Annotated in this window: 14 protein-coding genes; 6 read left to right on the plus strand and 8 right to left on the minus strand. The window is 58.4% G+C overall.

The features are described 5' to 3' along the window. Window positions 1-15 precede the first annotated feature (15 nt). The 4 genes from AC0V6K_RS04660 to AC0V6K_RS04675 are packed head-to-tail and all read left to right on the plus strand — an operon-like array spanning window position 16 to window position 4889. Window positions 16-1917 (plus strand): beta-galactosidase, encoded by a 1902-nt coding sequence (locus tag AC0V6K_RS04660; protein WP_472625238.1) that lies wholly within the window; start codon window positions 16-18, stop codon window positions 1915-1917. A 2-nt stretch (window positions 1918-1919) separates the two neighbouring features. Next, window positions 1920-3029, plus strand: coding sequence for a Gfo/Idh/MocA family protein (locus AC0V6K_RS04665; RefSeq protein WP_472625239.1), 1110 nt, complete (start codon window positions 1920-1922; stop codon window positions 3027-3029). A gap of 14 nt (window positions 3030-3043) precedes the next feature. After that, window positions 3044-3988: an aldo/keto reductase gene (locus AC0V6K_RS04670; protein WP_472625240.1), complete on the plus strand. Its 945-nt coding sequence runs from the start codon at window positions 3044-3046 to the stop codon at window positions 3986-3988. Continuing rightward, window positions 3981-4889, plus strand: a complete 909-nt coding sequence (locus tag AC0V6K_RS04675; RefSeq protein ID WP_472625241.1) for a TauD/TfdA family dioxygenase — start codon at window positions 3981-3983, stop codon at window positions 4887-4889. The genes AC0V6K_RS04670 and AC0V6K_RS04675 overlap by 8 nt, the downstream gene beginning before the upstream one ends. Here AC0V6K_RS04675 and AC0V6K_RS04680 read toward each other — a convergent pair. The 8 genes from AC0V6K_RS04680 to AC0V6K_RS04715 form a co-directional block, all read right to left on the minus strand. Further along, the gene (locus tag AC0V6K_RS04680) at window positions 4886-6586 is read right to left on the minus strand and encodes a solute:sodium symporter family transporter (RefSeq protein ID WP_472625242.1); all 1701 of its coding nucleotides are present in this window, start codon (window positions 6584-6586) and stop codon (window positions 4886-4888) included. The two genes, AC0V6K_RS04675 and AC0V6K_RS04680, sit on opposite strands and share 4 nt — an antisense overlap. After that, window positions 6583-7488, minus strand: a complete 906-nt coding sequence (locus tag AC0V6K_RS04685) for an NAD(P)H-binding protein (protein ID WP_472625243.1) — start codon at window positions 7486-7488, stop codon at window positions 6583-6585. The genes AC0V6K_RS04680 and AC0V6K_RS04685 overlap by 4 nt, the downstream gene beginning before the upstream one ends. 18 nt (window positions 7489-7506) lie before the next feature. Beyond that, window positions 7507-9090 carry a sodium/sugar symporter gene (locus AC0V6K_RS04690; RefSeq protein ID WP_472625244.1) on the minus strand — a complete coding sequence of 528 codons (1584 nt, stop codon included), beginning with the start codon at window positions 9088-9090 and terminating at the stop codon, window positions 7507-7509. Window positions 9091-9173: 83 nt separating this feature from the next. Beyond that, on the minus strand, window positions 9174-11561 hold the full coding sequence (locus AC0V6K_RS04695) for a glycoside hydrolase family 3 protein (RefSeq protein ID WP_472625245.1): 2388 nt from the start codon (window positions 11559-11561) through the stop codon (window positions 9174-9176). Window positions 11562-11665: 104 nt separating this feature from the next. Then, window positions 11666-12553 carry an MFS transporter gene (locus AC0V6K_RS04700; RefSeq protein WP_472625246.1) on the minus strand — a complete coding sequence of 296 codons (888 nt, stop codon included), beginning with the start codon at window positions 12551-12553 and terminating at the stop codon, window positions 11666-11668. 311 nt (window positions 12554-12864) lie between these two features. Further along, a complete protein-coding gene (locus AC0V6K_RS04705) occupies window positions 12865-13920 on the minus strand; it encodes a LacI family DNA-binding transcriptional regulator (protein WP_472625247.1) in 1056 nt (351 codons plus the stop codon). Window positions 13921-13957: 37 nt separating this feature from the next. Then, window positions 13958-14962 (minus strand): glycoside hydrolase family 16 protein, encoded by a 1005-nt coding sequence (locus AC0V6K_RS04710; protein WP_472625248.1) that lies wholly within the window; start codon window positions 14960-14962, stop codon window positions 13958-13960. Between the two features lie 106 nt (window positions 14963-15068). Continuing rightward, window positions 15069-18386 (minus strand): TonB-dependent receptor, encoded by a 3318-nt coding sequence (locus AC0V6K_RS04715; RefSeq protein ID WP_472625249.1) that lies wholly within the window; start codon window positions 18384-18386, stop codon window positions 15069-15071. A 196-nt stretch (window positions 18387-18582) separates the two neighbouring features. Here AC0V6K_RS04715 and AC0V6K_RS04720 point away from each other — a divergent pair, with 196 nt between their 5' ends. Both AC0V6K_RS04720 and AC0V6K_RS04725 read left to right on the plus strand, forming a co-directional pair. Continuing rightward, window positions 18583-20097: a tryptophan halogenase family protein gene (locus AC0V6K_RS04720; protein WP_472625250.1), complete on the plus strand. Its 1515-nt coding sequence runs from the start codon at window positions 18583-18585 to the stop codon at window positions 20095-20097. A gap of 157 nt (window positions 20098-20254) precedes the next feature. Then, on the plus strand, window positions 20255-21382 hold the full coding sequence (locus tag AC0V6K_RS04725) for a hypothetical protein (protein ID WP_472625251.1): 1128 nt from the start codon (window positions 20255-20257) through the stop codon (window positions 21380-21382). The last annotated feature ends 100 nt before the right edge of the window (window positions 21383-21482 follow it).

The following is a 21482-nucleotide window of genomic DNA, read 5'->3' on the forward strand; positions in this document are numbered from 1 at the left end:
CGAAACGATCACGCTATGAAGCTTGGTTGTTGCTATTTTCCCGAACATTGGCCCGAAGACAAGTGGGCCGATGATGCGCGCCGGATGCGCGATATCGGCCTTTCACTGGTGCGGATCGGGGAGTTTGCATGGAGCCGCATTGAGCCTGAGCCCGGGCGGTATGACTGGGACTGGCTCGATCGCGCGGTTGAAACCTTGGCCGACGCCGGATTGCAGATCATGCTCTGCACCCCCACCGCGACGCCGCCCAAATGGCTGGTCGATTCCATGCCGGATATGGTCGCGATTGACGAACGGGGCAAACCGCGCGGGTTCGGATCGCGGCGCCATTATTGCTTCAGCCATCAGGGATACCGCGTCGAAAGCCGCCGGATCACCGAAGCGGTGGCGCAAAGATATGGCGAGCACCCTGCAATAGTCGCTTGGCAGACCGACAATGAATATGGCTGCCACGATACGGTTCTGAGCTTCTCCGAGGCGGCCGCCGCACGCTTCCGTGAATGGCTGGCGGCGCGGTACGAGGACGTGGATGCGCTCAACACCGCGTGGGGCAATGTCTTCTGGAGCATGGAATATCGCAGCTTTGGCGAGGTCGATCCGCCGCATCTGACCGTGACCGAAGCAAACCCCGCGCATTGGTTGGACTATCGCCGCTTCGCCTCGGACGAAGTCGTCAATTTCAACCGCGAGCAGGTTGATATCCTTCGGGCCAAGTCCCCCGGACGCGATATCACGCACAACTTCATGGGCTTCTTCACAGAGTTCGATCACCACGATGTCGGGCGCGATCTCGATGTGGCGACATGGGACAGCTACCCGCTTGGCTTCCTAGAGCAGTTCTGGTTCTCAGATGAAGAAAAACGAGATTATCTTCGGCAAGGGCATCCCGACATCGCCGCCTTCCACCACGATCTTTATCGCGGCTGCGCGAATGGACGCTGGGGTATTATCGAGCAGCAGCCGGGGCCAGTAAACTGGGCGCGGTTCAACCCTGCCCCGCTGGATGGGATGGTGGCGCTGTGGACGCTGGAAGCGATGGCGCACGGGGCGGAATTCACCAGCTACTTCCGCTGGCGGCAGGCGCCTTTCGCGCAGGAGCAGATGCACGCTGGGCTTCTGCGCCCCGATGGCAGCGATGCCGAAGCCGCACACGAAGCGCGCGAGGCGGCGCAGGTTATTGGAGAGATTGGACCGCAAGAGATCGCGCAAGCTCAGGTCGCTATCGTCTTTTCCTATGAGGCCGCGTGGGTGTGCGGCATCCAGCCACAGGGAATAAGCTTCCGCTATCTGGAGCTTGTCTATGAATGGTATTCGGCCCTGAGGCGACGCGGTCTCGACGTCGATATTGTCAGCCCCGATGCGGACCTATTGGGCTACAAGGCAGTGTTCATCCCGACACTGCCCATCGTACCCGATGGCTTTGCTGAGAAGCTAAGTGACCTGACATGCTCTGTCCTCATCGGACCGCGATCAGGCAGCAAAACCGACAGCTTTTGCATACCGCCAGACCTCGCACCAGGCGAATTGCAACGCGTTATCCCGCTCATTGTGACCCGCGTCGAATCCCTACGAAACAATGTTTCAAATGTAGGAAACGGCTTTTCCGCGATCCGCTGGCTTGAGGATGTACAAACTGAACTAAGTCCCGAATTCGCCCTCAAAGACGGGAGCGGCGTCGTCTTTCCCAACGCAAACATCCGCTATTGCGCAACATGGCCGGATCGCAGCCTGCTCGATATGCTGGTTGCACGCATCGGCGGAGAGGCTGGGCTTGACCTGATGGACCTGCCCGAGGGCTTGCGTGTGCGCCGAACGGCCAGCCATCTTTTCGCCTTCAACTACTCGGCCATGCCGGTGACATTCGATCTGATCGGCGAAGTGATTGACCCCGCAGGCGTTTCGATTACGGCGCTCTGACCATGAGCGATACGCGAACCTACGCCATTATCGGCTGCGGCATGATGGGCCGCGAGCATATGCGCAATTTGGCGTTGGTGGATGGTGCCGAATTGGTCGCAATTGCCGATCCTGACGCGGGCTCTCGCGAAGCCGCGCAGAAGCAGGCCGAAGCGCTGGGGCAGACGATTGCGCTCTACGATAACGCCGAGGCGATGCTGGCCGAGGTCAAACCCGATGCGGTCATCATCGCCTCGCCCAACTTCACCCATTTCGCTGCGGTTCGCCCGGTCATGGACGCAGGCTGTGCGGTGCTGCTCGAAAAGCCGATGTGCACCACCGTCGAAGATGCGGCAGCGTTGGCGAAGGCAGCGAAAGACTACCCCAAGCTATTCTGGGTCGGGCTCGAATACCGCTATATGCCCCCGGTCACGCGTTTTATCGAGCGGGTTCATGCGGACGAAGCGGGCGACATCAAGATGCTCGCCATCCGCGAGCACCGCTTCCCGTTTCTGGAGAAGGTCGGTGACTGGAACCGCTTCAACGCTAACACTGGCGGGACGTTGGTGGAGAAGTGCTGCCACTTCTTTGACCTGATGCGCCATATGCTGCGCGATGAGCCGGTGCGAGTATTTGCCTCCGGTGCGCAAGACGTGAACCACCTCGACGAGACATACGACGGCGCTGCGCCCGATATTCTCGACAATGCTCTTGTGACGGTTGATTTCAAAAGCGGCGCACGCGCGTTGCTCGATCTGTGCATGTTCGCCGAAGGGGCTGAGCAACAGGAAGAAATCAGCGCGGTCGGCCCTGTCGGCAAGCTTGAGGTGAAGCTGCCGATTGGCGAGGTCACTTGGTCACCGCGCGCCGGGCAAGTTGGACCCGATGGCCAGCGCCTCCCCACTTGGACCGCACCACATGTAGAGACCGTCGCTACACCACCGGACGCCCTCGCCGCCGGATCTCACCACGGCGCGACTTTCTTCCAGCAGCGCGATTTTCATGCGGCCTTGGTTGACGGCTCACCGCCGCTAATCGATGCACGCGACGGTTATCGCTCGGTCGTCATGGGCGCCGCCGCCCAGCAAAGCATCGCCACCGGCCAGCCGGTTAACATCAGTTTCGAGGACTAGACTTGCTTCAGAATATGCCCCGCCAAGGATTTGGCCTCTGGAAGATTCCGCAGGATGACACTGCCGACACCGTCGTCGAAGCCGTGCGCGCGGGATACCGCCATTTCGACAGCGCCGCCGATTACGCCAATGAGATGCAGACCGGCGAGGGACTGGCGAGCGCGATGGCCGAAGGCTTGGTGACGCGCGACGAGCTTTGGATCACCTCCAAGCTTTGGAACACCTTTCACGCGCCCGAGCATGTCGAGATGGCGTGCCGCAAGACGCTCGATGATCTGCAACTCGATTATCTCGACCTCTACCTGATCCACTTCCCGATCGCGCTTGAGTTCGTGCCGATTGAAACGCGCTATCCGCCTGAGTGGCTGCACGATCCCGACGCTGCCGAACCCAAAATGCACCCAGCGCAGGTGCCGCTGCAAGCGACATGGGAGGCGATGGAAGCGTTGGTCGACAAGGGCCTCGTGAAGCACATTGGCGTGTGCAACTACAACACGGGCCTGATCCACGATCTGATGACCTATGCGCGCATTCAGCCAGCCATGCTCCAGATCGAAGCGCATCCTTATCTGACGCAAGAAAAGCTGATCCGCTGCGCCAAGGGTTACGGTATCGACGTCACCGCCTTTTCCCCGCTCGGCGCGCAAAGCTATTTCGAGCTCAACATGGCGGAAGCTGGCGAGAGCCTGTTGGGTGCCGCGCCGGTGATGGTCGCGGCGCAGGCGCATGGGAAGACGCCCGCGCAAATTCTGCTCAAATGGGGCATCCAGCGGGGTACGGCAGTCATTCCCAAAACAACCAAGCCAGAGCGTATGCGCGAAAACCTCGACATCGACGATTTCGAACTCTCATCGGTCGAGATGATGGCAATCAATTCACTCAACCAGAACCGTCGCTTTAACGACCCCGGCGTCTTCACCGAAGCGGCCTTCAACACATTCCACCCAATCTATGACTGATTTCCCAGCCATCATCACCGGCGGCGGCGATCTGTCCGCGTTCCTCAGGGCCAACAAGCCAGCAGTCGACGCGGCACTCGGCGACGCGGGCGCATTGTTGTTTCGCGGGTTTGATGTGCCCGACCCGAAGGCGTTCGATGCGGCGGTCGAAGGCTTTGGCGAGCCCGGCTTCACATACGAGGACTCGCTCTCCAACGCAGTGCGCACCAATGTGACCCCGCGCGTCTTCACCGCCAACGAAGCCCCGCCGACGACCGAAATATTCCTGCACCACGAGATGGCGCAGACCCCTCTCTATCCGGCTAAACTGTTCTTTTATTGCGAGATCGCGCCCGAAAGTGGCGGGGCGACACCGCTATGCCGGTCGGACTGGGTGCTTGAGCGGCTTGCGAAGGAAGCACCGGAATTCGTCTCGAAGGTCGAAGAACATGGTGTTCGCTACACCAACGTCATGCCGGGAAGCGACGATGCGGGATCTGGCCAAGGGCGAAGCTGGCGCAGCACTTTGAGCGTCACCGACCGCACAGGCGCCGAGCCACGGCTCGCCGAACTCGGATACGATTGGGAGTGGCAGGACGATGATAGTCTTCGCGCCACCACTCCGGTTCTTGATGCGGTCCGAACGCTACCCGATGGCCGCAAGACCTTCTTCAACCAGCTTATCGCCGCCTTCCGTGGCTGGGCCGACAGTCGCAACGATCCGAACCGCTCGATCACCTTTGGCGATGGCACTCTGATCACCAACGAGGACATGGCACCAGCCATCGCCATCGCGGACGAGTTGACCGCCGATTGCACATGGCAGGCGGGTGATGTTGCATTGGTTGACAACTTCCTTGTGATGCATGGCCGCCGCCCGTTTGAAGGCAAGCGGCGTGTGCTGGCTTCGCTGATCGCTTAGGCCGCGCGCCGGATGGCGAGGCGCCAAACCAGCGCGTTCACAAGTCCAATCGCACCAAGAAGAGCGCCGAACAGCGCGCCCAGACCTTCGCCGCTGGCCACACCCATGGGTGAGAAAAGCAGGTAGGTTGCCACCACACAGCTAAACAAAGTCACAGCCAGCGGCTTGGCATAGGGCCACGGGGTCATGTCGACCTGCTCGTTACGGGTGAATGCCCAAACCTCCTCACGCGGACGCAGCCAGCCGCAGGCAAGCATGATCCCCACCTCGATCACGAACAGCACCGCGTAGAGATGGATGAAGTGCAGCGTCACCACATCGTCCAGCGCAAACCGGATCACGCCATATGCGATAACATGGAACACGATCACGATCTTCGCTCCCAAAGCGGGCACCCGCGTCGTGAACAGGCCGACGATCACGATGGCGATGGTCGGGATGTTGTAGAACCCGGTGAAGATGCGGATGATCTGCCAAAGGCCCTCGGGCGCGAGCGCCAGCATCGGCGCGATAACAAAACTCGCGAGCGCGATGACCACGCTGGCGATCTTGGCCACCCGAACCAGTTCGGCATCGCTCGCCTGCCCACCACGCGCAGGGGCGTAAACGTCGAGGCTGAACAGGGTCGCCGCGCTGTTGAGCAGCGAGTTGAATGAGCTGAACACCGCGCCAAGCAGCACCGCGAGGAAGAAGCCTGAAAGCCAGAACGGCAATACATCGCTGACAAGGCGCGGATAAGCCTGATCGATGCTTCCCAGTCCCGGCCCGTACATATGAAACGCGATCACGCCGGGGATCATCATCATGAACGGCACCATGATCTTGAAGAAGCCGGAGAACAGCACGCCCTTCTGCCCCTCAGCCAGCGACCGCGCGCCGAGCGTTCGCTGGATCACGTATTGGTTGGTGCACCAGTAAAACAGGTTGGCGAAGATCATGCCGGTGAACAGCGTGCCAAACGGGGTCGGGTCGGTCGCGGAACCGATTGCGTTCAATTTCTCCGGATTTTCGGTGGTGATCTGTGAGAGGCCTGCGCTGAAGCTGCCATCGCCCAGCGCAATCAGCCCTAGCACCGGCACGAGAATGCCGATGATAAGCAAGCCGACGCCGTTGAGGGTGTCTGACACAGCAACCGCTCGAAGCCCGCCGAACACGGCGTAGATTGCGCCGACCACCCCGATCAGCACCACCGTGAACACCAACGCTCCCATTGGGGATAGGCCTGTGAGCGCCTCCATATCGAAGAAGGCATTCACCGCGAGTGAGCCCGCATAAAGCACGCCCGGGATCGTCACGAGCCCGTATCCGAGCATGAACAGCAGCACCGAAAGACGTCTGACACCCGGATCGAAACGGTCGTTGAGGAACTGCGGCAAGGTGGTGAATGCGCCCGCGAGGTATTTGGGCAGGAACACCAGCGCCATCGCAATCGTCGCCACCGCTGCGGTGACTTCCCACCCCATGCTGGAGAGGTTGTGGCCGTATGCCGAACCGTTCAGCCCGGTCAGTTGCTCGGCACTGAGGTTCGTAAGCAGCAACGACCCAGCGATGAAAGTCGCGCCAAGCCCGCGTCCGGCAAGGAAATAGCCATCTTTACTGTCCGCCGTTCCGCGCGTTTTCAGCCAGCTGATCCAACCGACCAATGCCATGAAGAAAACGCAAGAACCAAGGGTGAAGAGAAGGCTGCCCGAACTCATGACTTCTTCTCTAACTCCTCGATCATGCGTGCATAGTGCTGATGCAACGTGTCGCTGCCGAATTCATGCGTGGCATCCGCTGAATACTCGCCCGTATCGGGGTCGAGCACCAGCATGCTCTCGGTCGCGTAGTAGCGGGCAATGCGCGCATATTCAGCCTTCTCGGCAAACCATCCGGAGACCGGCGCACCGAGCGAGAGAATGCGTGCGGCCCATTTGAAAAGCTTTGGCGAAACCGAGCGATAGCGCGGTTCTCTACCTGTCAATTGGAACAGCATTTCGCCCTGCTGTTTCGGAGAAATCGCAGGGCCCGGTCCGCCAATCGGCAGGGTCTGCCCGCGCCGCGCAGGGTCTGTGACGCAATCGGCGATGAAGCGCGCCAGATCGGCATCGCTGATCGGTTTGCAGCGGGTCAGCTCGCCGTTACCGAACAGCAGGAACGGCTTGCCCCTAAGCACCCTTTCGATCTGCCCCGAAAGCGATTTGAAGAAGGCGGTGGGGTGGATGATCGTGTGGTCGAGAGGCGAGGCCTTCAGCTCGGCTTCGAACGCCAGCTTGGCGTGCTGGAAAGCGAGGCGCGGCCTTTGCACGCAGATAGCGGACAGCAATATGAAGTGCCCCGTCCCAGTCGCTTCCGCTGCTACCAGTAGGTCGGCGTTGGCCTGATAGTCCACCGCTTGCGCATCTCTGGGTGAGCCGCTGCGCGAAGCGATACAGGAAACAACGGTATCCGGTTTCGCATCTCCCACGGCCTTGGCAAGTGCCTGCGCAGAGGCGAAGTCAGAGCGTGACAGGCATGTCAGCGCGTGCCCGTCCAAACGCAAAGCCGAGGCGACAGCACGACCAATCGTGCCACTCGCCCCGGCCAAGACTATACGTTTGGTGTCCACCCCGTCTGTCACCAGACGGGGCTTAGCCTATCACCACAAGATGACATAGAGGCCGATCAGAATGGCCACCGTGATTGCCGCCAGTGTGTTGAACAATGTGCTGGTAGCAAATGCGATATCCTTCAGATTGACCGTCCGCTCTTCGTCCGGCGCACCAGTCATGCGCGACGCAACCATCGCTGCGATGATCGAGACCACAAACACGATCCAGATGCGGATGATGAATTCGAGATCGGGCAGGATTTCACTGAGAGCAACGCTGAGACCCAATGAGCCGAGCAATGCAGTGAAGGCCCCAATCGTGTTCGCCTTCTTATCGAAGAAGCCGAGCAGGAAGACTATCACAATACCCGGCGCGATATAGCCGGTGTAGTCCTGAACCGTCTGGAACGCGCTTTCCATGCCACCGAGAAATGGGCGAGCGAGGATCAGCGCGACGACCATGGCGGTGAAGGCCGTGATCCGGCCGACCATGACATAGTGCCGCTCCGACTCTTCGGGTTTCCAAACTCGATACAGGTCCATCGTAAAGATCGTCGAGATCGAGTTCATCATCGAAGCCAGCGAAGAGACAATCGCCGCGATCAGCGCAGCGAAGACAAGCCCGCGCAGACCAGCCGGAGCAAAGCCCATCAGCTGACCATAGGTGCGGTCCGATTTCTCGGCCAATGCGTCGGCATCGAGCATACCCTGCTGCGCTAGGATCACGGCCGCGATGCCTGGGATGACCACGATGAAAGGAACGAGCAGCTTGAGGAAGGCAGCAAAAGCCAAACCTTTTTGCGCTTCGCCAAGGTTCTCCGCGCCCAGTGCACGCTGGATGATGTACTGGTTGAAGCCCCAATAGCTGAAGTGCAGTACCCATAGACCACCGAGCAGCGTCCAGATGCCAGGCAGCTTGTCATAGCCCTTGTCGCCTTCATCAAGGATCATCTCGAAGTGCCCCGGCATTTCCTGCAACAGATAACCAAAGCCGCCGATAGCCCCGTCAGCTGGAAGCGCATCGAGCGCGAACCAGGTGATAGCGAGACCGCCAATGATCAAGATTACGACTTGAATAATGTCGGTTAGAGCGACCGCTTTGAGGCCACCATAAAGTGAATACATCGCCGCAAATGCAGCCAGAGCGATCATTGACGTCATGACGCCCCAACCGGTCAGCGTATCGATTGCCAAACCGCCAAGCCACAAAACCGCAGTGAGGTTCACCGCGGTGTACAGCGCAACCCAGAAGACACTCATCAGGTTTTTGACGCCCGCGCCGTAACGCTGCTCAAGGAACTGCGGCATCGTGTAAATCTTCCGCTTGAGGAAGATCGGCAGGAAGTACTTGGCCACGATCAAGAGAACGATTGCGGCCTGCCATTCGTAGGCGGCAATTGCGATGCCGATGGCGAAACCTTCACCCGACTGACCGATGATCTGTTCCGCCGATATGTTCGACGCGATCAGCGAGGCACCGATTGCCCACCAGGGCAGCGCACGGCCGGCGAGGAAGTAGTCCTCTGTGTTCTTGTCATGCCCGGCCGGCTCGCGGCTCACGAACAATGCTATCCCGAGCAGCGCGATCGCGTACCCGATGATAATGACGATATCGATGGTCTCGAGCGTCATTCTTTACTCCCCCGTATTGGTATCATTGATCACCATGGACTACCGCATTCCCCCGCGACGTCCACAGACATTCGAATGCGTGACTAGAACGAACACTCCGCACCATCCGCCGCGTCTTCGCGTGCAATGGACGAAATCTGGATCGCAAATGGCGCGTCCGACCTGATCGTCAGTGCATTGCTCAGGCTGGAAAGGCACGCCTCGGTCACAACCATTTCGCGCCAGCCCTTACCCTCGGCAACAGACATTTGCTGCGTGATATCAAGCGTGCTGCCATTGCTTTGCAACGAAACCGGACCCGACGGACGCATATTGACCAGGTAGGTGATGCGATAAGCGTTGCCGCCCTGCGGACCGCTGAACTCGAGCGCGGTGCCCGGACCAAACTGGATCTCACGAGCGTCTTCCTGAGCGTTGCGATCAATCCCGCGCGCTACCACGCCGCCCGCAGCGCCGCGAAGATCAGGAAGCTCGGTGCCTTTCGAAAGCGCTTTCACCCGTTCAGCCAGACGGCCTGCCGTGAACCAGTCCGACGCGCCGCCTGCGGTCAGGGCCGAGCAATCCTCGCTCAAAGGAGCAAGCGGCGATGTGTCGGTCAGTGAGCGGCCAAAGCCGAGCGGGAACAGCGCCCCTTGCGCGCCATTTAACGGGTTGCCTTCGCAGGTCGCCGGCCAAGTGAATGATAGCTTGCCTGTCGCTTCGCTCTTGCCGAACAAGATGTCGGCAACGCCGGCGCCTTCACTGCCAGGCAGCCAAGCGGCGACGAAGGCATCTGCCGCGTTGATCTCGCGGTTCACCCACATCGGGCGGCCCGAGAGGAATACGGCAACCGTCGGCACCTCCTGCTCCTTGTACTTATTGAGCAGTTTGAGCCCTTCTTCATCGGAGAAGGCAAGGTTTTTCCGGTCACCTACAAACTCGGCATAGGGTTCTTCGCCGAACACCACGATGGCAACATCAGGTTTACCGGCTGTCGCTTCGCCTTCCGGCGTAAACGTCACCGCCGAGCCAGCGCCCTCGGCTGCTTCGCGCAATCCGCTCAGGATCGAAGTAGCGCCGGGGAAGTGCTTGTTGGTCAGCTCGCCGCCACCCTGCCAAGTGATTGTCCAACCACCCGATTGCTGCGCGATGCTGTCCGCCGCGCTGCCCGCGACGACGATATTCGCCTTGTCTTTGAGCGGCAGGACGCCGTTGTTCTTGAGGATTACCATCGACTTGGCGACGGCCTCGCGCGCAATACCACGGTGCTCGGCTGAACCCAGCTTGCTCCAATCGCCCGAGTTTGGACGCAGCGAAGGCTTCACTTCGCCATCCAGCATTCCGACGCGTTGCTTGACACGCAGAACGCGGCCGACGGCTTCATCTATACGCGCCATCGGGATGGTGCCGTCTTTCACCTGGGCAAGGGTGGTTTCGTAGAGACCTTTCCAGTCCTCGGGCACCATGTAGATATCGAGACCCGCCAGCAGCGCCTGCGGGCAATCGGTGTTGGTGCAGCCTTTGATCTGGCCATGACCGTTCCAGTCACCCACCACCAAGCCGTCAAACTCCATCTCACCGCGCAGTAGATCAGTCAGCAACGCCTTGTTGCCGTGCATCTTCTTGCCGTTGATCGAGTTAAAGCTGGCCATGACCGAACCTAGCCCTGCATCAATCGCGGGCGGATAGGGCGTGACATGAACCTTCTTCAGGTCCTCGATATCGCCATTCACATCGCCCTGGTCGACACCCTGTTCGGTGCCGCCATCGCCAAAGAAGTGCTTGGCCGTTGCCAGCACCCGGCCAACGCCAAGAAAGTCTTCCGCGCCCGGCTTGCCCTGAAGGCCCTCAACCATGGCAACGCCCATGCGGCTGACCCACTCGGGGTCCTCCGAATAGCTTTCATAGGTGCGGCCCCACCGATCATCGCGGGCCACCGCGACGGTGGGTGCGAATGTCCAGTCGATGCCAGTTACCTCAATCTCGGTCGCGGTCGCTTTGCCGATGCGGCGGATCAGGTCGGGATCGTTGGTCGCGCCAAGGCCGATATTATGCGGAAACACCGTCGCGCCGATTACGTTAGCGTGGCCGTGAACCGCGTCTGTGCCCCAGATTGTCGGGATGACCGGTTCGCCATTGGCGTGCGGTTTGGTCGATGCTTCCCAAAATTCATCAGCCAGCTTCAGCCAGTCTTCCTTCGGTGCAAGATCATTGCCGTACGGGCCCGAGTTTCCGCCGTTCAAGACGCTGCCAAAACGGTATTTCTCAACATCTGCGGGCGTGATTGCAGAGATATCCGGCTGGATGAGCTGGGCAACTTTGCGTTCAAGGCTCATGCGCGAAATCAGATCGGCGATTTTCGCATCAGCCGGGTCAAGCTCGGCCGTTTCAGGTGTCGAATTTGCCGCCGTTTCCAATGGTGCTGGCGCGCACCCTGCAAGCATAGTGCTCGCAAGAGCAAAAGCCGCGATTAGCCGCTCAGAATTCCGCATTTTTGAAAAGCCCCTCCCAAAGGCTCAAGTCCGTTCAAAAGATCCCAATTGAGAACGTTCTCAAGATTGCTTTCGTCGCATGAGCAAAACGAAAAATCAAGGCTTCACGCGCGATGGGGCAAGGTCGCCAATAAGAGCGCGGCAATTGCAGCCAAAACCGCAAACAGAGTGAATAGCGCCGCGAAGCCAAACGATGGCACCAGTGACAGCGTCAGCCAGGGCATTACCAGCGAAGGCACCGTGTTCGTCAGGTTGAAAATGCCCATGTCACGTCCGCGATTCTGGGGTCTGGGCAGCACGCGTAAGGTTTGCCCACTGTGCAATGCGAGGAAGATCGTCGCGGCGATCCCGAAGACAACGTAGCCGAAGATGGCTGACGTAAGGTCATAGGCAAAAGCCATCAAGACCAAGCCAATCGCTGAAACACCCGCAGATAACATAAGCGGGGAAAGGGGTTTATTATGCCGGTCAGACCAACGCCCGAGCATCAAAGATAGCGGGACCGACATGATCAAGATCAAACTAAAGATGTTCGCTGCGGTATTCTCATGGATGCCCTCCGCCAAAGAGCGCAACCAAAAGAGGGCGAACGCAAAGAGACCTGCCTCCGCGATTTGAACCAAAAAGCGCGCAATCCACATACGGACGACAACAACGCGAGACTGGCGCTGTTCGGGTGTGACGCTCTGTCGCTCGTAAACGGGCTTGATCAGTTCGGTGCGTTCAAGTCCCCGACCAAACAAGAGCATCGGTGCCATCAGCAATACGACTAGCGCAGCAACGACGGGCAACCGATACTCGATGCCGACAATAGCCTCGAAGGTAACAAAAGACGCTGCAATCGCTCCCAACGCCGGCGCAATTGCAAAGAAACCGCCCAAGAGACCCTTTTGGCTATGCGGCACACAATCCCCTGCCCATGCAAACAAGGGCGCCAGCATCATGTTCAGACCGATCTGCCAAATCATGATCAGCACGATCAGCTCTACCATGCTGGTAGCGCGCCCGATTGCGATCAGCAGCGCTGTCGAGATCACCAATCCTGCGACGATCCAAGGCACCCGATTGCCGCTGCGATCGCTCAACATCCCAAACGCTATATTCGCCAGACTTGCGATCACCGCGCCGAAGAAAGTGACGCGGGCAAGTGCGCCCACATCCGCGGTGCCTTGCAGCGCAGCCACTTTCAGTGGCAGCAACACCGTTAAGAGCGGAACATACGCAACTGATCCGCCACCCACAGCCAGCGCGAACGCGACCATGAACCAGAGCGGTTGTCTATCAGCTTTGTTTTGGAGTTGCGTCACCGGGTGCTAGGTGCTGGCCCAGTCGATGCCCGTTCAACCAACTGCGCCTTTACATCTGTCACACCAGACTGCGCCGGTTCTTTGCGCGCATTGATAAGGTGTTCGACGGCAATGGAAACGGTTTCGGCGATCGGCTGATCAACCGCGGTAAGCGGAGGCTGAGTGAAACGCACAATCGGTGTGTTGTCGAAGGAGACCAGTGAGAGATCGCGGGGCACTTCCAGTCGCCGATCACGCGCAACCTCCAACGCGGCCAGTGTCATCTGGTCGCTGCTGGCAATGATCGCTGTGACCTTGGGATCTTGCCGCAGCAGAGTTCGCGCCGCTCTCGTTCCCGAATCAAAACCGAAATCGCCGCGTTCACACAGGCCTTCAATTGCGAGACCGTGCTCCGCCATTGCTCGTTCCCAGCCAGCGATACGCCAGCCACTCAAGCTGTATTGCTTTGGCCCGGCAATGAAACCGATCTGGGTGTGACCAAGCTCGATCAGCCGCTTTGTTGCGCCGTAGGCTGCGCCTTCATCACCCATGGTAAGGCGGATGCCCGGCCCCTCATCGGTGGAGCCAATACGCGCGAAGGCGATGTTGCGCTGGGCCAGAAGCCTTGTGATCTGGCTGTTTTCAGAGTGAGGCGGTGTCAGGATCACGCCATCAGGTTGGAGCGCGGAAAGCGTCGCCCCCAGCTCCCGTTCGACATGGTCACTGTGGGTGTCGACCAGCTCGATCATCATACGATAGCCATGCTTCGAGCACGTCAGCATCCCGCCCAAAAGCATCTGGTCGACCCAGTCTGTGCCCTGCCGTTCGCGCCAGTCGGATATGGTGCGCTCACGGTCGTTCAACGCCAGAATGATGTAAGAACGCGATCCGCTCATCCTTTGCGCAGCAAGCGATGGCACATAACCAAGCCGATCGATCGATGACTGCACCCGGTCGCGCATTTGCTGGCGCACATTCGGCTCGTCATTGATGACACGGCTTACGGTTTGCAGAGAAACTCCTGCATCTTCCGCAACCTCGCGAATTGTCACCGAATTGCGCCGTCTGGCCATTACTTCATTGCCCCAACTTCCGTCATTGGTCGCATACTTACTGCATGCATGCCAAGCCCGTGTCCGGATCGTTGTCGCATTGATAAACTCGGATCCAGTCGAGGGCGAATTGATTGGGTAAAGAGCTTTCCGCAAGCCCCTTATCGTTGGTCTCCTCTGGCCATTTTCCGCCAACAGCCAGATTAGCCATTACGTAGAATGGCTGATCAAATGGTGCATTTGGATTGCCGACCGCGTTGGTCGCACCGGAATACCATTGATCGGCTGTCACCGTGAAATGAAGCCGGTCATCAACGAAGAACCGGATGAGGCCTTCACCCCATTCAACAGCATATGTGTGAAAACCGTCGGACGGCAACGCGAGATTGGGCAATGCGGATTTCTGATCAACAAATTGATTGTTGGGCGCCAGATCACCGAAATGCAGCGCGCTGACAGTGCGGTTTTCGCCAACACCGCCCTGACAATCATTACAAGTCGCGCCGACATTCACCGCTTCAAGAATGTCAATTTCACCTGATAGCGGCCAACTGCCATAGACATTGTCCTGTGGAAGCATCCAGACGGCAGGCCACATGCCCTGCCCGGCCGGCACCTGTGCGCGGACTTCTATACGGCCGTACTTCCAACTGTGCAGATCGCGAGTGCGGACTTTGCCCGAGGTGTATTCCTGCGTGACCTGCGGGTTGGGATTGGCGGCGATCTCTGGTGGACGATCTGGACCGGTGAAGGTTTCCTTTTGAGCCTTCAGCAACAGCACACCGTTTTCGACGACAATATTCTCTGGACGGTCTGTGTAGCATTGGCGTTCATCGTTGCCGCCGCCCCAGCATGAGACCTCGGGCGCCCACTTGGCTCGATCAAGCTCGGTCCCGTTGAACTCATCAGACCAAACCAACTGCCAAGACGCGGCCGGTGCCGGGGTTGGCGTCGGAGTGGGAGCTGAACCTACAGGCGGAGCGACCGCGGTTTTTGAATCGCCGCCGCACGCAGCCAACGCCAATATGGCGCCCGCAACCAATACCGATTGTATGCGCAGCATAGCGCCGTCCCTCACCTGAATTTCGATCCCAACATCATAGCAAAGAGGGGGCTTCGCTTCCCCAAGCAAAGCCCCCTCAACCTCTCGTTCCTTCGATTAATACCCCCTAAAAATCGAAGCGAGCGAGGAAGGTATAGCGCCTGTCGTTGCGGAAGGCGGAGCGCGTTATGCGCGTACCGCTAAAGTCGACAACCTGACTTGTCCGCGTGACTTCGTCGAGCAGGTTCACACCCTGCACACCGAGCTTGAGATAGTCGGTGACGCTGACAAAAATCGACGCGTCGAGTTGCCCCGTGGCCTCTTGCCAGATTGGCGAGTACGGGAAGATGTCATCACGCGGGGTGATCAGGAACTCGGAGCGCCAGTTATAAGCGGCACGTGCCGAGATCGGTCCCTTCTCGTAGAAGACAGTCGCATTGACTGTATGCTCTGAGATACCAGCCAATGGCTGGTTCGCAGTGAAGATACCCTGGTTACCTGCAAGGTCGGGGTTTGAGAACGAACCACCGTCAATGTAGGTGTAGGTCGCAGCCAAACCGAGACCGTCTAGCGGACCTGGCAAGAAGTCGTAGGTCTGCTGGTAGCCGATCTCGACGCCTTTGAGCGTCCCGCCATCGACGTTGACCGGTCCGTTGACTTCGACATCAAGCGAAGAACCGCTTGGGCTGACGAAATTCACCAAACTCACACCGCTGTTCACCAGACCATCAATGTCCTTGATGAATCCGGAGAGCGTAAGCGAGCCAACCGCGTCGAAGTACCATTCGACCGAAAGGTCATAGTTCCAGCTTTCGACCGGACGGATATTCCGGTTTCCGGTGAATATCTGGAACAGTGGCCCGCTTTCGAGGGTGCCTGCTGCAAGCAGGTCAGCGGTGTTGTCACCGATGCCGCCACCAGAACGGAACTGGCCGAGATCCGGGCGCGAAATGCCTTTCGACACCGCGGCACGGAAGAACAAGCCATCACCGACATCAAGTCGCGCGTTGAAGCTTGGCAGCCAGTGATCGAAAGTAATGTCGCGATCTTCGACCACCACTTCACCAGTGTGCGCCGCGGCAAATTCGGCCAGTCGGTTCGCTGAAAGCGAACAATAGCCCGGCGTTCCCTGCCCCGGAGGCGCAGTCAAACATGCTTGCTGCACTTCGGATACCTGCACGACACCGTCGCCGTTGCCGCCTGCACCCGGATCATCGAAGAACGCCCCGTTGGGGAAGCCGATGATGCCAGAAGTCCGAACCGTGGTTTCCACGTAGCGGAGACCGAAGTTACCTTCGAGGTTCCAGCCATTGTCGAAATCGTGACCGAAATCGATGCGAGCGTATGCCGCGTTGGTGATTTCTGTAACGTCGGAGATTTCCGGTGGACAGAATGGATCACAAGCCGTTGTTTCGCCGGTTACCGAGTTCACGAAGTTACGGCCGAGAACGCCAAAGAATGGGTTCGGCGTTTGCGAAAGCTGGTTGATCGCCTGAGCCTGCTCTTTCGAGGTTCCAGCAAGGTATTCACCAAGCAGGTCGTCCCCACCAAAGAACCAAGCGGCTCCGCCCGGGATCGGCGTTGGCGCGTTGCCGCGCTGGAAGCCGTCACCAAACGGGCTGCGAAGCTGCGAAGCACCCGGGAATTCATCGGTGAACACACCACCTGAGATCGCGTTTTCCTGACCCGGAAGACCGGTGTAGTATCGACCAGGGGTGAAACCTGCCCATGATGGTACGAATGGACCCGAACCCTGGAAACAGCCAGGCCCTTGGCCCCATGGTGCACAGCCCGCACGACCAGCCCAAACAGCCGAGAGGTTGCCCCATGTGCTGAAGTTGGTGTCACGAGTGACGCGGTCGCGCTCTGCCCAGCGTGCGCCGAAACGCGCGCTCTTGAAAAAGCCGGTGTCGCTGATGTCGTATTCGAGGTCAGCGCGGAAGCTCTCCAGATTGCCGTCATTCTGGGCCTTGCTGTCCAGCAGGAACCAGTAATAGCTGTTCAGGCCGTTCGCGAAGTAGTCAGCCTCGGCACCGGTTGGTGCGCGGAATTCTACTTGTGGCGTCTTGCCCGTGATATCGAGAGCGATATCCGCCCACGAGTTCATCGCACCAATGACCGAATCCTGCTCCAGCGTGGAGTCAATTGCTTGATACTCAACGTTCAAGCGCAGGCGATCCGTGATCGACCAATCGACGTCAAATGAGACATCCTCAGTCGACGCATCTGATCCGCGTTGGAAGCGGAGCGTTTCCATCGGAATACCGCCGCGGCCAAAGGGGTTCGCATATGCGTCACCGACACGCTGGCTCAAAACGCCCGACTGGAACACGCCATTCGCGTCAAACTGCCAAGTGCTGCCCGGAGCAGGCTCCGGGAACAAAGCGTCGTCGTTGATCTGCGCGAGGATCGCCGCTTCGTCAGTCAGGAACTGCGTGTCAGCCTTCAACCACTCAAAGGTGAACAGGAAGTCTTTGGCCGGGCTCTCATATTGCAGAACTGCAGAGTAAGCTTCGCGATCACGTTCCAGTGTAGTGGTACGGACGCCAGCGCCCTTCGGCACAAGAACCGAGTTGGCCGGCGGGAAATTCGACGCATCAAAGATTGGATCGCCGGTGAAACCGCCATCAACAACTTCAAGAGCACGGATACAACCGGCCGTCAGGCTGGCATCGCGATAGCAAGGGTCACTCACCTGCGACGCATCGGTGCGACTGACGAGTTCCGAGCGAGCATAGCCGAACTGGATACCAATGTTACCGCGCGTAGTTTCGATGTTACCCGAACCAAGTACGGAGAAGCCAGGCGACCACTCTTCTGCGAGATCACCTACGTTGCCTTCGATTGTGCCAGAAAGGCGGAAGCCATCGGTGTCGAGCGGCTTGCGGGTTACGAGGTTGACGGTACCGGCGATGCCGCCATCAACCATGTCCGCAGTGACGTTCTTGAAAACCTCGACACGGCCCAAAAGCTCTGGCGACACGTCGTTAAAGCTAAGGACCCGGCCACCAGTGGCCGAGAAAATGTCACGGCCATTGAGTTCCGAACGAACAAACGGAAGGCCACGGATAATGACGCCGGTACCCTCAACCGAGAAACGGTCCGGGTCAGTGGTCTTCTCGAAACGGCCGATATTAACACCGGGAATACGCTGTAGCGTTTCCGCGACCGAACGATCCGGCAGTGCGCCGATATCTTCCGCCGTTACGGCATCAACGAACGTATCCGAGTCACGCTTGATGTTTTGAGCGTTCTCAAGCGAGCGACGGAAGCCATCCACAATGATGACATTGCCTTCGATCGCATCGTCGACCTGTTCGGCGTCTTCATCTGATTCCTGATCCTGCGCCATTGCTGGTCCAGCGATCATCATCGAAATTGCGAGGCCTGAAGCCGTTCCGAGCGCGGATAGACGGCGCGCAGGCGCAAAGCGAGCGGTTTTCATGAGACTGATTTTCCTCCCCAGTAACCCCATAGGCGACACATTTGTTCACCCTTGGCCAAAGCACCTACTCGAAAATGTTAGCGTTCTCAACCCTTGCAAAATTTTTGTCTTATTGCATGCTATGAGGTGTGGCATTGATCATACACTTGCGGGTCGGGACCTGCGCTGATTGGTGCCGTTTGGGACGAAGGAAGTCATGGCAATTCAAAATATTGTGATCGTAGGTGGCGGCACCGCTGGTTGGATGGCGGCTGCGGCGCTGTCACGGTTGAAGCAGGGGCGCAACCTGGGGATTACCCTTATCGAATCAGAAGCGATCGGCACGGTTGGTGTCGGCGAAGCTACGATTCCCCCATTCGTAGGATTCAACCAACTGATCGGCGTGCGCGAAAACGAAATGCTCGCTGCGGTCGGCGGAACGTTCAAACTGGGCATCCAATTCGAAAACTGGGGTCAAGTCGGGGACAGTTACATCCACCCATTCGGCGCCTATGGCTACGCTCTCGACGGGATCTCTTTCCACCATGTCTGGCACAAATTCGCGAAGGACGGAGACAACCGCCCGATTCAGGTCTTCAACCTTGAAACCATGGCCGCCTATTTCGGCAAATTCATGCGCAGCGAAGACTATCAACAACAGCGCGATGACCTTCCGCCTGTCAATTACGCCTATCACTTGGACGCCGGCAAATATGCGGCTTTCCTCCGCTCTGTTGCAGAGGGGCGCGGCGTGGTGCGCAAGGAAGGTAAGATCGTCGACGTCGAGCAGGACAATGAAAGCGGGTATGTCACTTCGGTAAAGACTGATGACGGCACCGAGATTTCGGGCGATCTTTTCATTGATTGCTCAGGCTTCCGCGGCTTGCTGATCGAGCAGACGCTGGAAACCGGTTACGAAGAGTGGACCAAGTGGCTGCCATGCGACCGTGCTGTCGCCCTGCCCTGTGGCCGCGACGATGGCAGCCCGCCACCGCCCTTCACCAAAGCAACGGCGCACAAGGCAGGCTGGCAATGGCAGGTCCCGCTGCAGCACCGCAATGGCAACGGTCACGTCTATTGCAGCAGCTATATGGAAGACGAGGAAGCGCACGACATCCTCGTCGGCAACATCGCCGGAAAGCCGCAGGCAGACCCGAATTTCCTTCGCTTTGTCACGGGAAAGCGAAAGAAATTCTGGAACAAGAACGTGGTGGCACTCGGCTTGGCTGCAGGCTTTATGGAGCCGTTGGAATCGACCTCAATTCACTTGATCAACACCGGAATCGACAAGCTGCTTTCTTTGCTGTCGTTGGATGGTGTTACCGAGATGCAGGCTAAGACGTTCAACCGCCTGACGGAGAAAGAATACATCCGTATCCGCGACTTCCTGATCCTGCATTACAACGCGACCTCGCGTACGGATTCAGATTTCTGGAACCATGTCCGTACGATGGAAGTTCCTGAAACGCTGAGCCAGAAAGTCGAGCTCTTCAAAGCCAACGGCCAGATTTTCCGCGAGGAAGACGAGCTGTTTACCGAAACAAGCTGGGCTGCCGTGATGATGGGGCAAGGTATCCCCATGAATGGTCACAACCCCATGGCGGACTCGCTCGATCTGGCGCGCACACGCAAGGAAATTGATGAGATGGAGCAGTCGATCCGTTTCCTCGTTCAGAACATGCCTGGGCACGGCGAGTATCTCGCGAAGTACTGCCCGGCACAGGCCGCATAAGGCGTTCAAAAGGGAGCTCAGGGGGTTCAATCGGCGCACCAAGGTCGGGCAAGTAGCCGATCTGGATCTCCACAGCTCTGGTTCATATGAATTCTGATAACGTTCTCATTACCATACGACATAACAAGCCGATCAAACGGCAAAGAGGGGGTAAACCATGATCAAACAGCTCAAGACTTTTGGCGCAGCCTGTCTCTTGGCGACAGGGATGCTGGCCACAGCGCCATCGTCCGCTCAGAACAGTGCAGCACTCAAAGAACTCGACGCGCAACTGCCGGGTACGCTGGTGAATGATCCATCGCGTATCGATTGGGAAAGCTATGGCGCCGATATGGATGCAAGCGCCGTCGTTGACGAGAGTATCCCGGGCGGCGGGGCCGCGCGACAATTCGTGATCACTCGCGCAGCGGAATTTATCTACACGGCTGGCACCAACGTTCCACTGGTGAAAAAAGTCAGTCGCGGTGAGCAGATCACAATCGGCTTTTATGCCCGTACTCTCGAATCTGACAATAGCGACGGCAGAGGTGTGATCCGCGTCCGTTTTCAGCAGAATATCGAGCCTTATCCCGGTTTTGGTGAGAAGACACTGACGATCGGCAACGATTGGGAATGGTATGAAGTCACTGCCGAGGCGGAGCGAACTCTCGGTACACGTGATGGGATCATTGCATTGCAATTTGGTAGCGCGCGGCAGACCATCCAGATAGGCCAAGCCATAGTGGTATCAGGCGCGTCGAAGATCAATGAAGCAGGTCCCGTACAGGTCGCAGCGGCGACGCTGAGCTTGCCTGAGTTAGAAATGCCCGACGGTCTGAAAGACACCGGAACACTGATCAACAACCCCGCGCAAGGCGTCTGGAAATTTGGCGGTTCGGCAGGGGCCTACACCAACCGCGATGAACGCGAGATCTGGATGATGAGGGCCACACGGTTCGAAGTGACTGAAGACGGCACCAATCTGACCGATCTGAAAGCCACCGTGCCGATCAATCAACGGATCGAAAAGGGCGACGATCTGAACATCACAATCGTCGCGCGCACGATCAGTTCGGCGAAGGAAGACGGCCGTGCTGTTGCCGCATCGCGCATTCAGGGCACCGAACCCCCGTTTGAGAGCTTTGCCTCAAACCGTTTCACCCTTGGCGATAAGTGGCAACTCATCAAAATCCAGACCAAAGCCCCGCGCGCCTACAACGCAGGCGAAGCGGAGCTTGAGCTGTATTTCGGCGGGAATCAGCAGGTGGTCGACCTCGGACCAGTCTACGTTTTCCGGACAAACTGACTGCTAGGCCCTTGCCTGCCAAATAAGCACGCAGCGCCCAATTATCAGGCAGGCGACATTATCAGGTGTCGCCTGCCATGGTATTTTTGCAACATTCTGA

The organism is Erythrobacter sp. S43, assembly GCF_057364955.1.

What these genes read in the sequence shown, in the direction of transcription:
- AC0V6K_RS04665 (WP_472625239.1), top strand. Translation starts at nt 1,920, where the DNA reads ATGAGCGATACGCGAACCTACGCCATTATCGGCTGCGGCATGATGGGC.
- AC0V6K_RS04670 (WP_472625240.1), top strand. Translation starts at nt 3,044, where the DNA reads ATGCCCCGCCAAGGATTTGGCCTCTGGAAGATTCCGCAGGATGACACT.
- AC0V6K_RS04700 (WP_472625246.1), bottom strand. Translation starts at nt 12,553, where the DNA reads ATGGTAGAGCTGATCGTGCTGATCATGATTTGGCAGATCGGTCTGAAC.
- AC0V6K_RS04705 (WP_472625247.1), bottom strand. Translation starts at nt 13,920, where the DNA reads ATGGCCAGACGGCGCAATTCGGTGACAATTCGCGAGGTTGCGGAAGAT.
- AC0V6K_RS04720 (WP_472625250.1), top strand. Translation starts at nt 18,583, where the DNA reads ATGGCAATTCAAAATATTGTGATCGTAGGTGGCGGCACCGCTGGTTGG.
- AC0V6K_RS04715 (WP_472625249.1), bottom strand. Translation starts at nt 18,386, where the DNA reads ATGAAAACCGCTCGCTTTGCGCCTGCGCGCCGTCTATCCGCGCTCGGA.
- AC0V6K_RS04680 (WP_472625242.1), bottom strand. Translation starts at nt 6,586, where the DNA reads ATGAGTTCGGGCAGCCTTCTCTTCACCCTTGGTTCTTGCGTTTTCTTC.
- AC0V6K_RS04675 (WP_472625241.1), top strand. Translation starts at nt 3,981, where the DNA reads ATGACTGATTTCCCAGCCATCATCACCGGCGGCGGCGATCTGTCCGCG.
- AC0V6K_RS04695 (WP_472625245.1), bottom strand. Translation starts at nt 11,561, where the DNA reads ATGCGGAATTCTGAGCGGCTAATCGCGGCTTTTGCTCTTGCGAGCACT.
- AC0V6K_RS04725 (WP_472625251.1), top strand. Translation starts at nt 20,255, where the DNA reads ATGATCAAACAGCTCAAGACTTTTGGCGCAGCCTGTCTCTTGGCGACA.
- AC0V6K_RS04690 (WP_472625244.1), bottom strand. Translation starts at nt 9,090, where the DNA reads ATGACGCTCGAGACCATCGATATCGTCATTATCATCGGGTACGCGATC.
- AC0V6K_RS04660 (WP_472625238.1), top strand. Translation starts at nt 16, where the DNA reads ATGAAGCTTGGTTGTTGCTATTTTCCCGAACATTGGCCCGAAGACAAG.
- AC0V6K_RS04710 (WP_472625248.1), bottom strand. Translation starts at nt 14,962, where the DNA reads ATGCTGCGCATACAATCGGTATTGGTTGCGGGCGCCATATTGGCGTTG.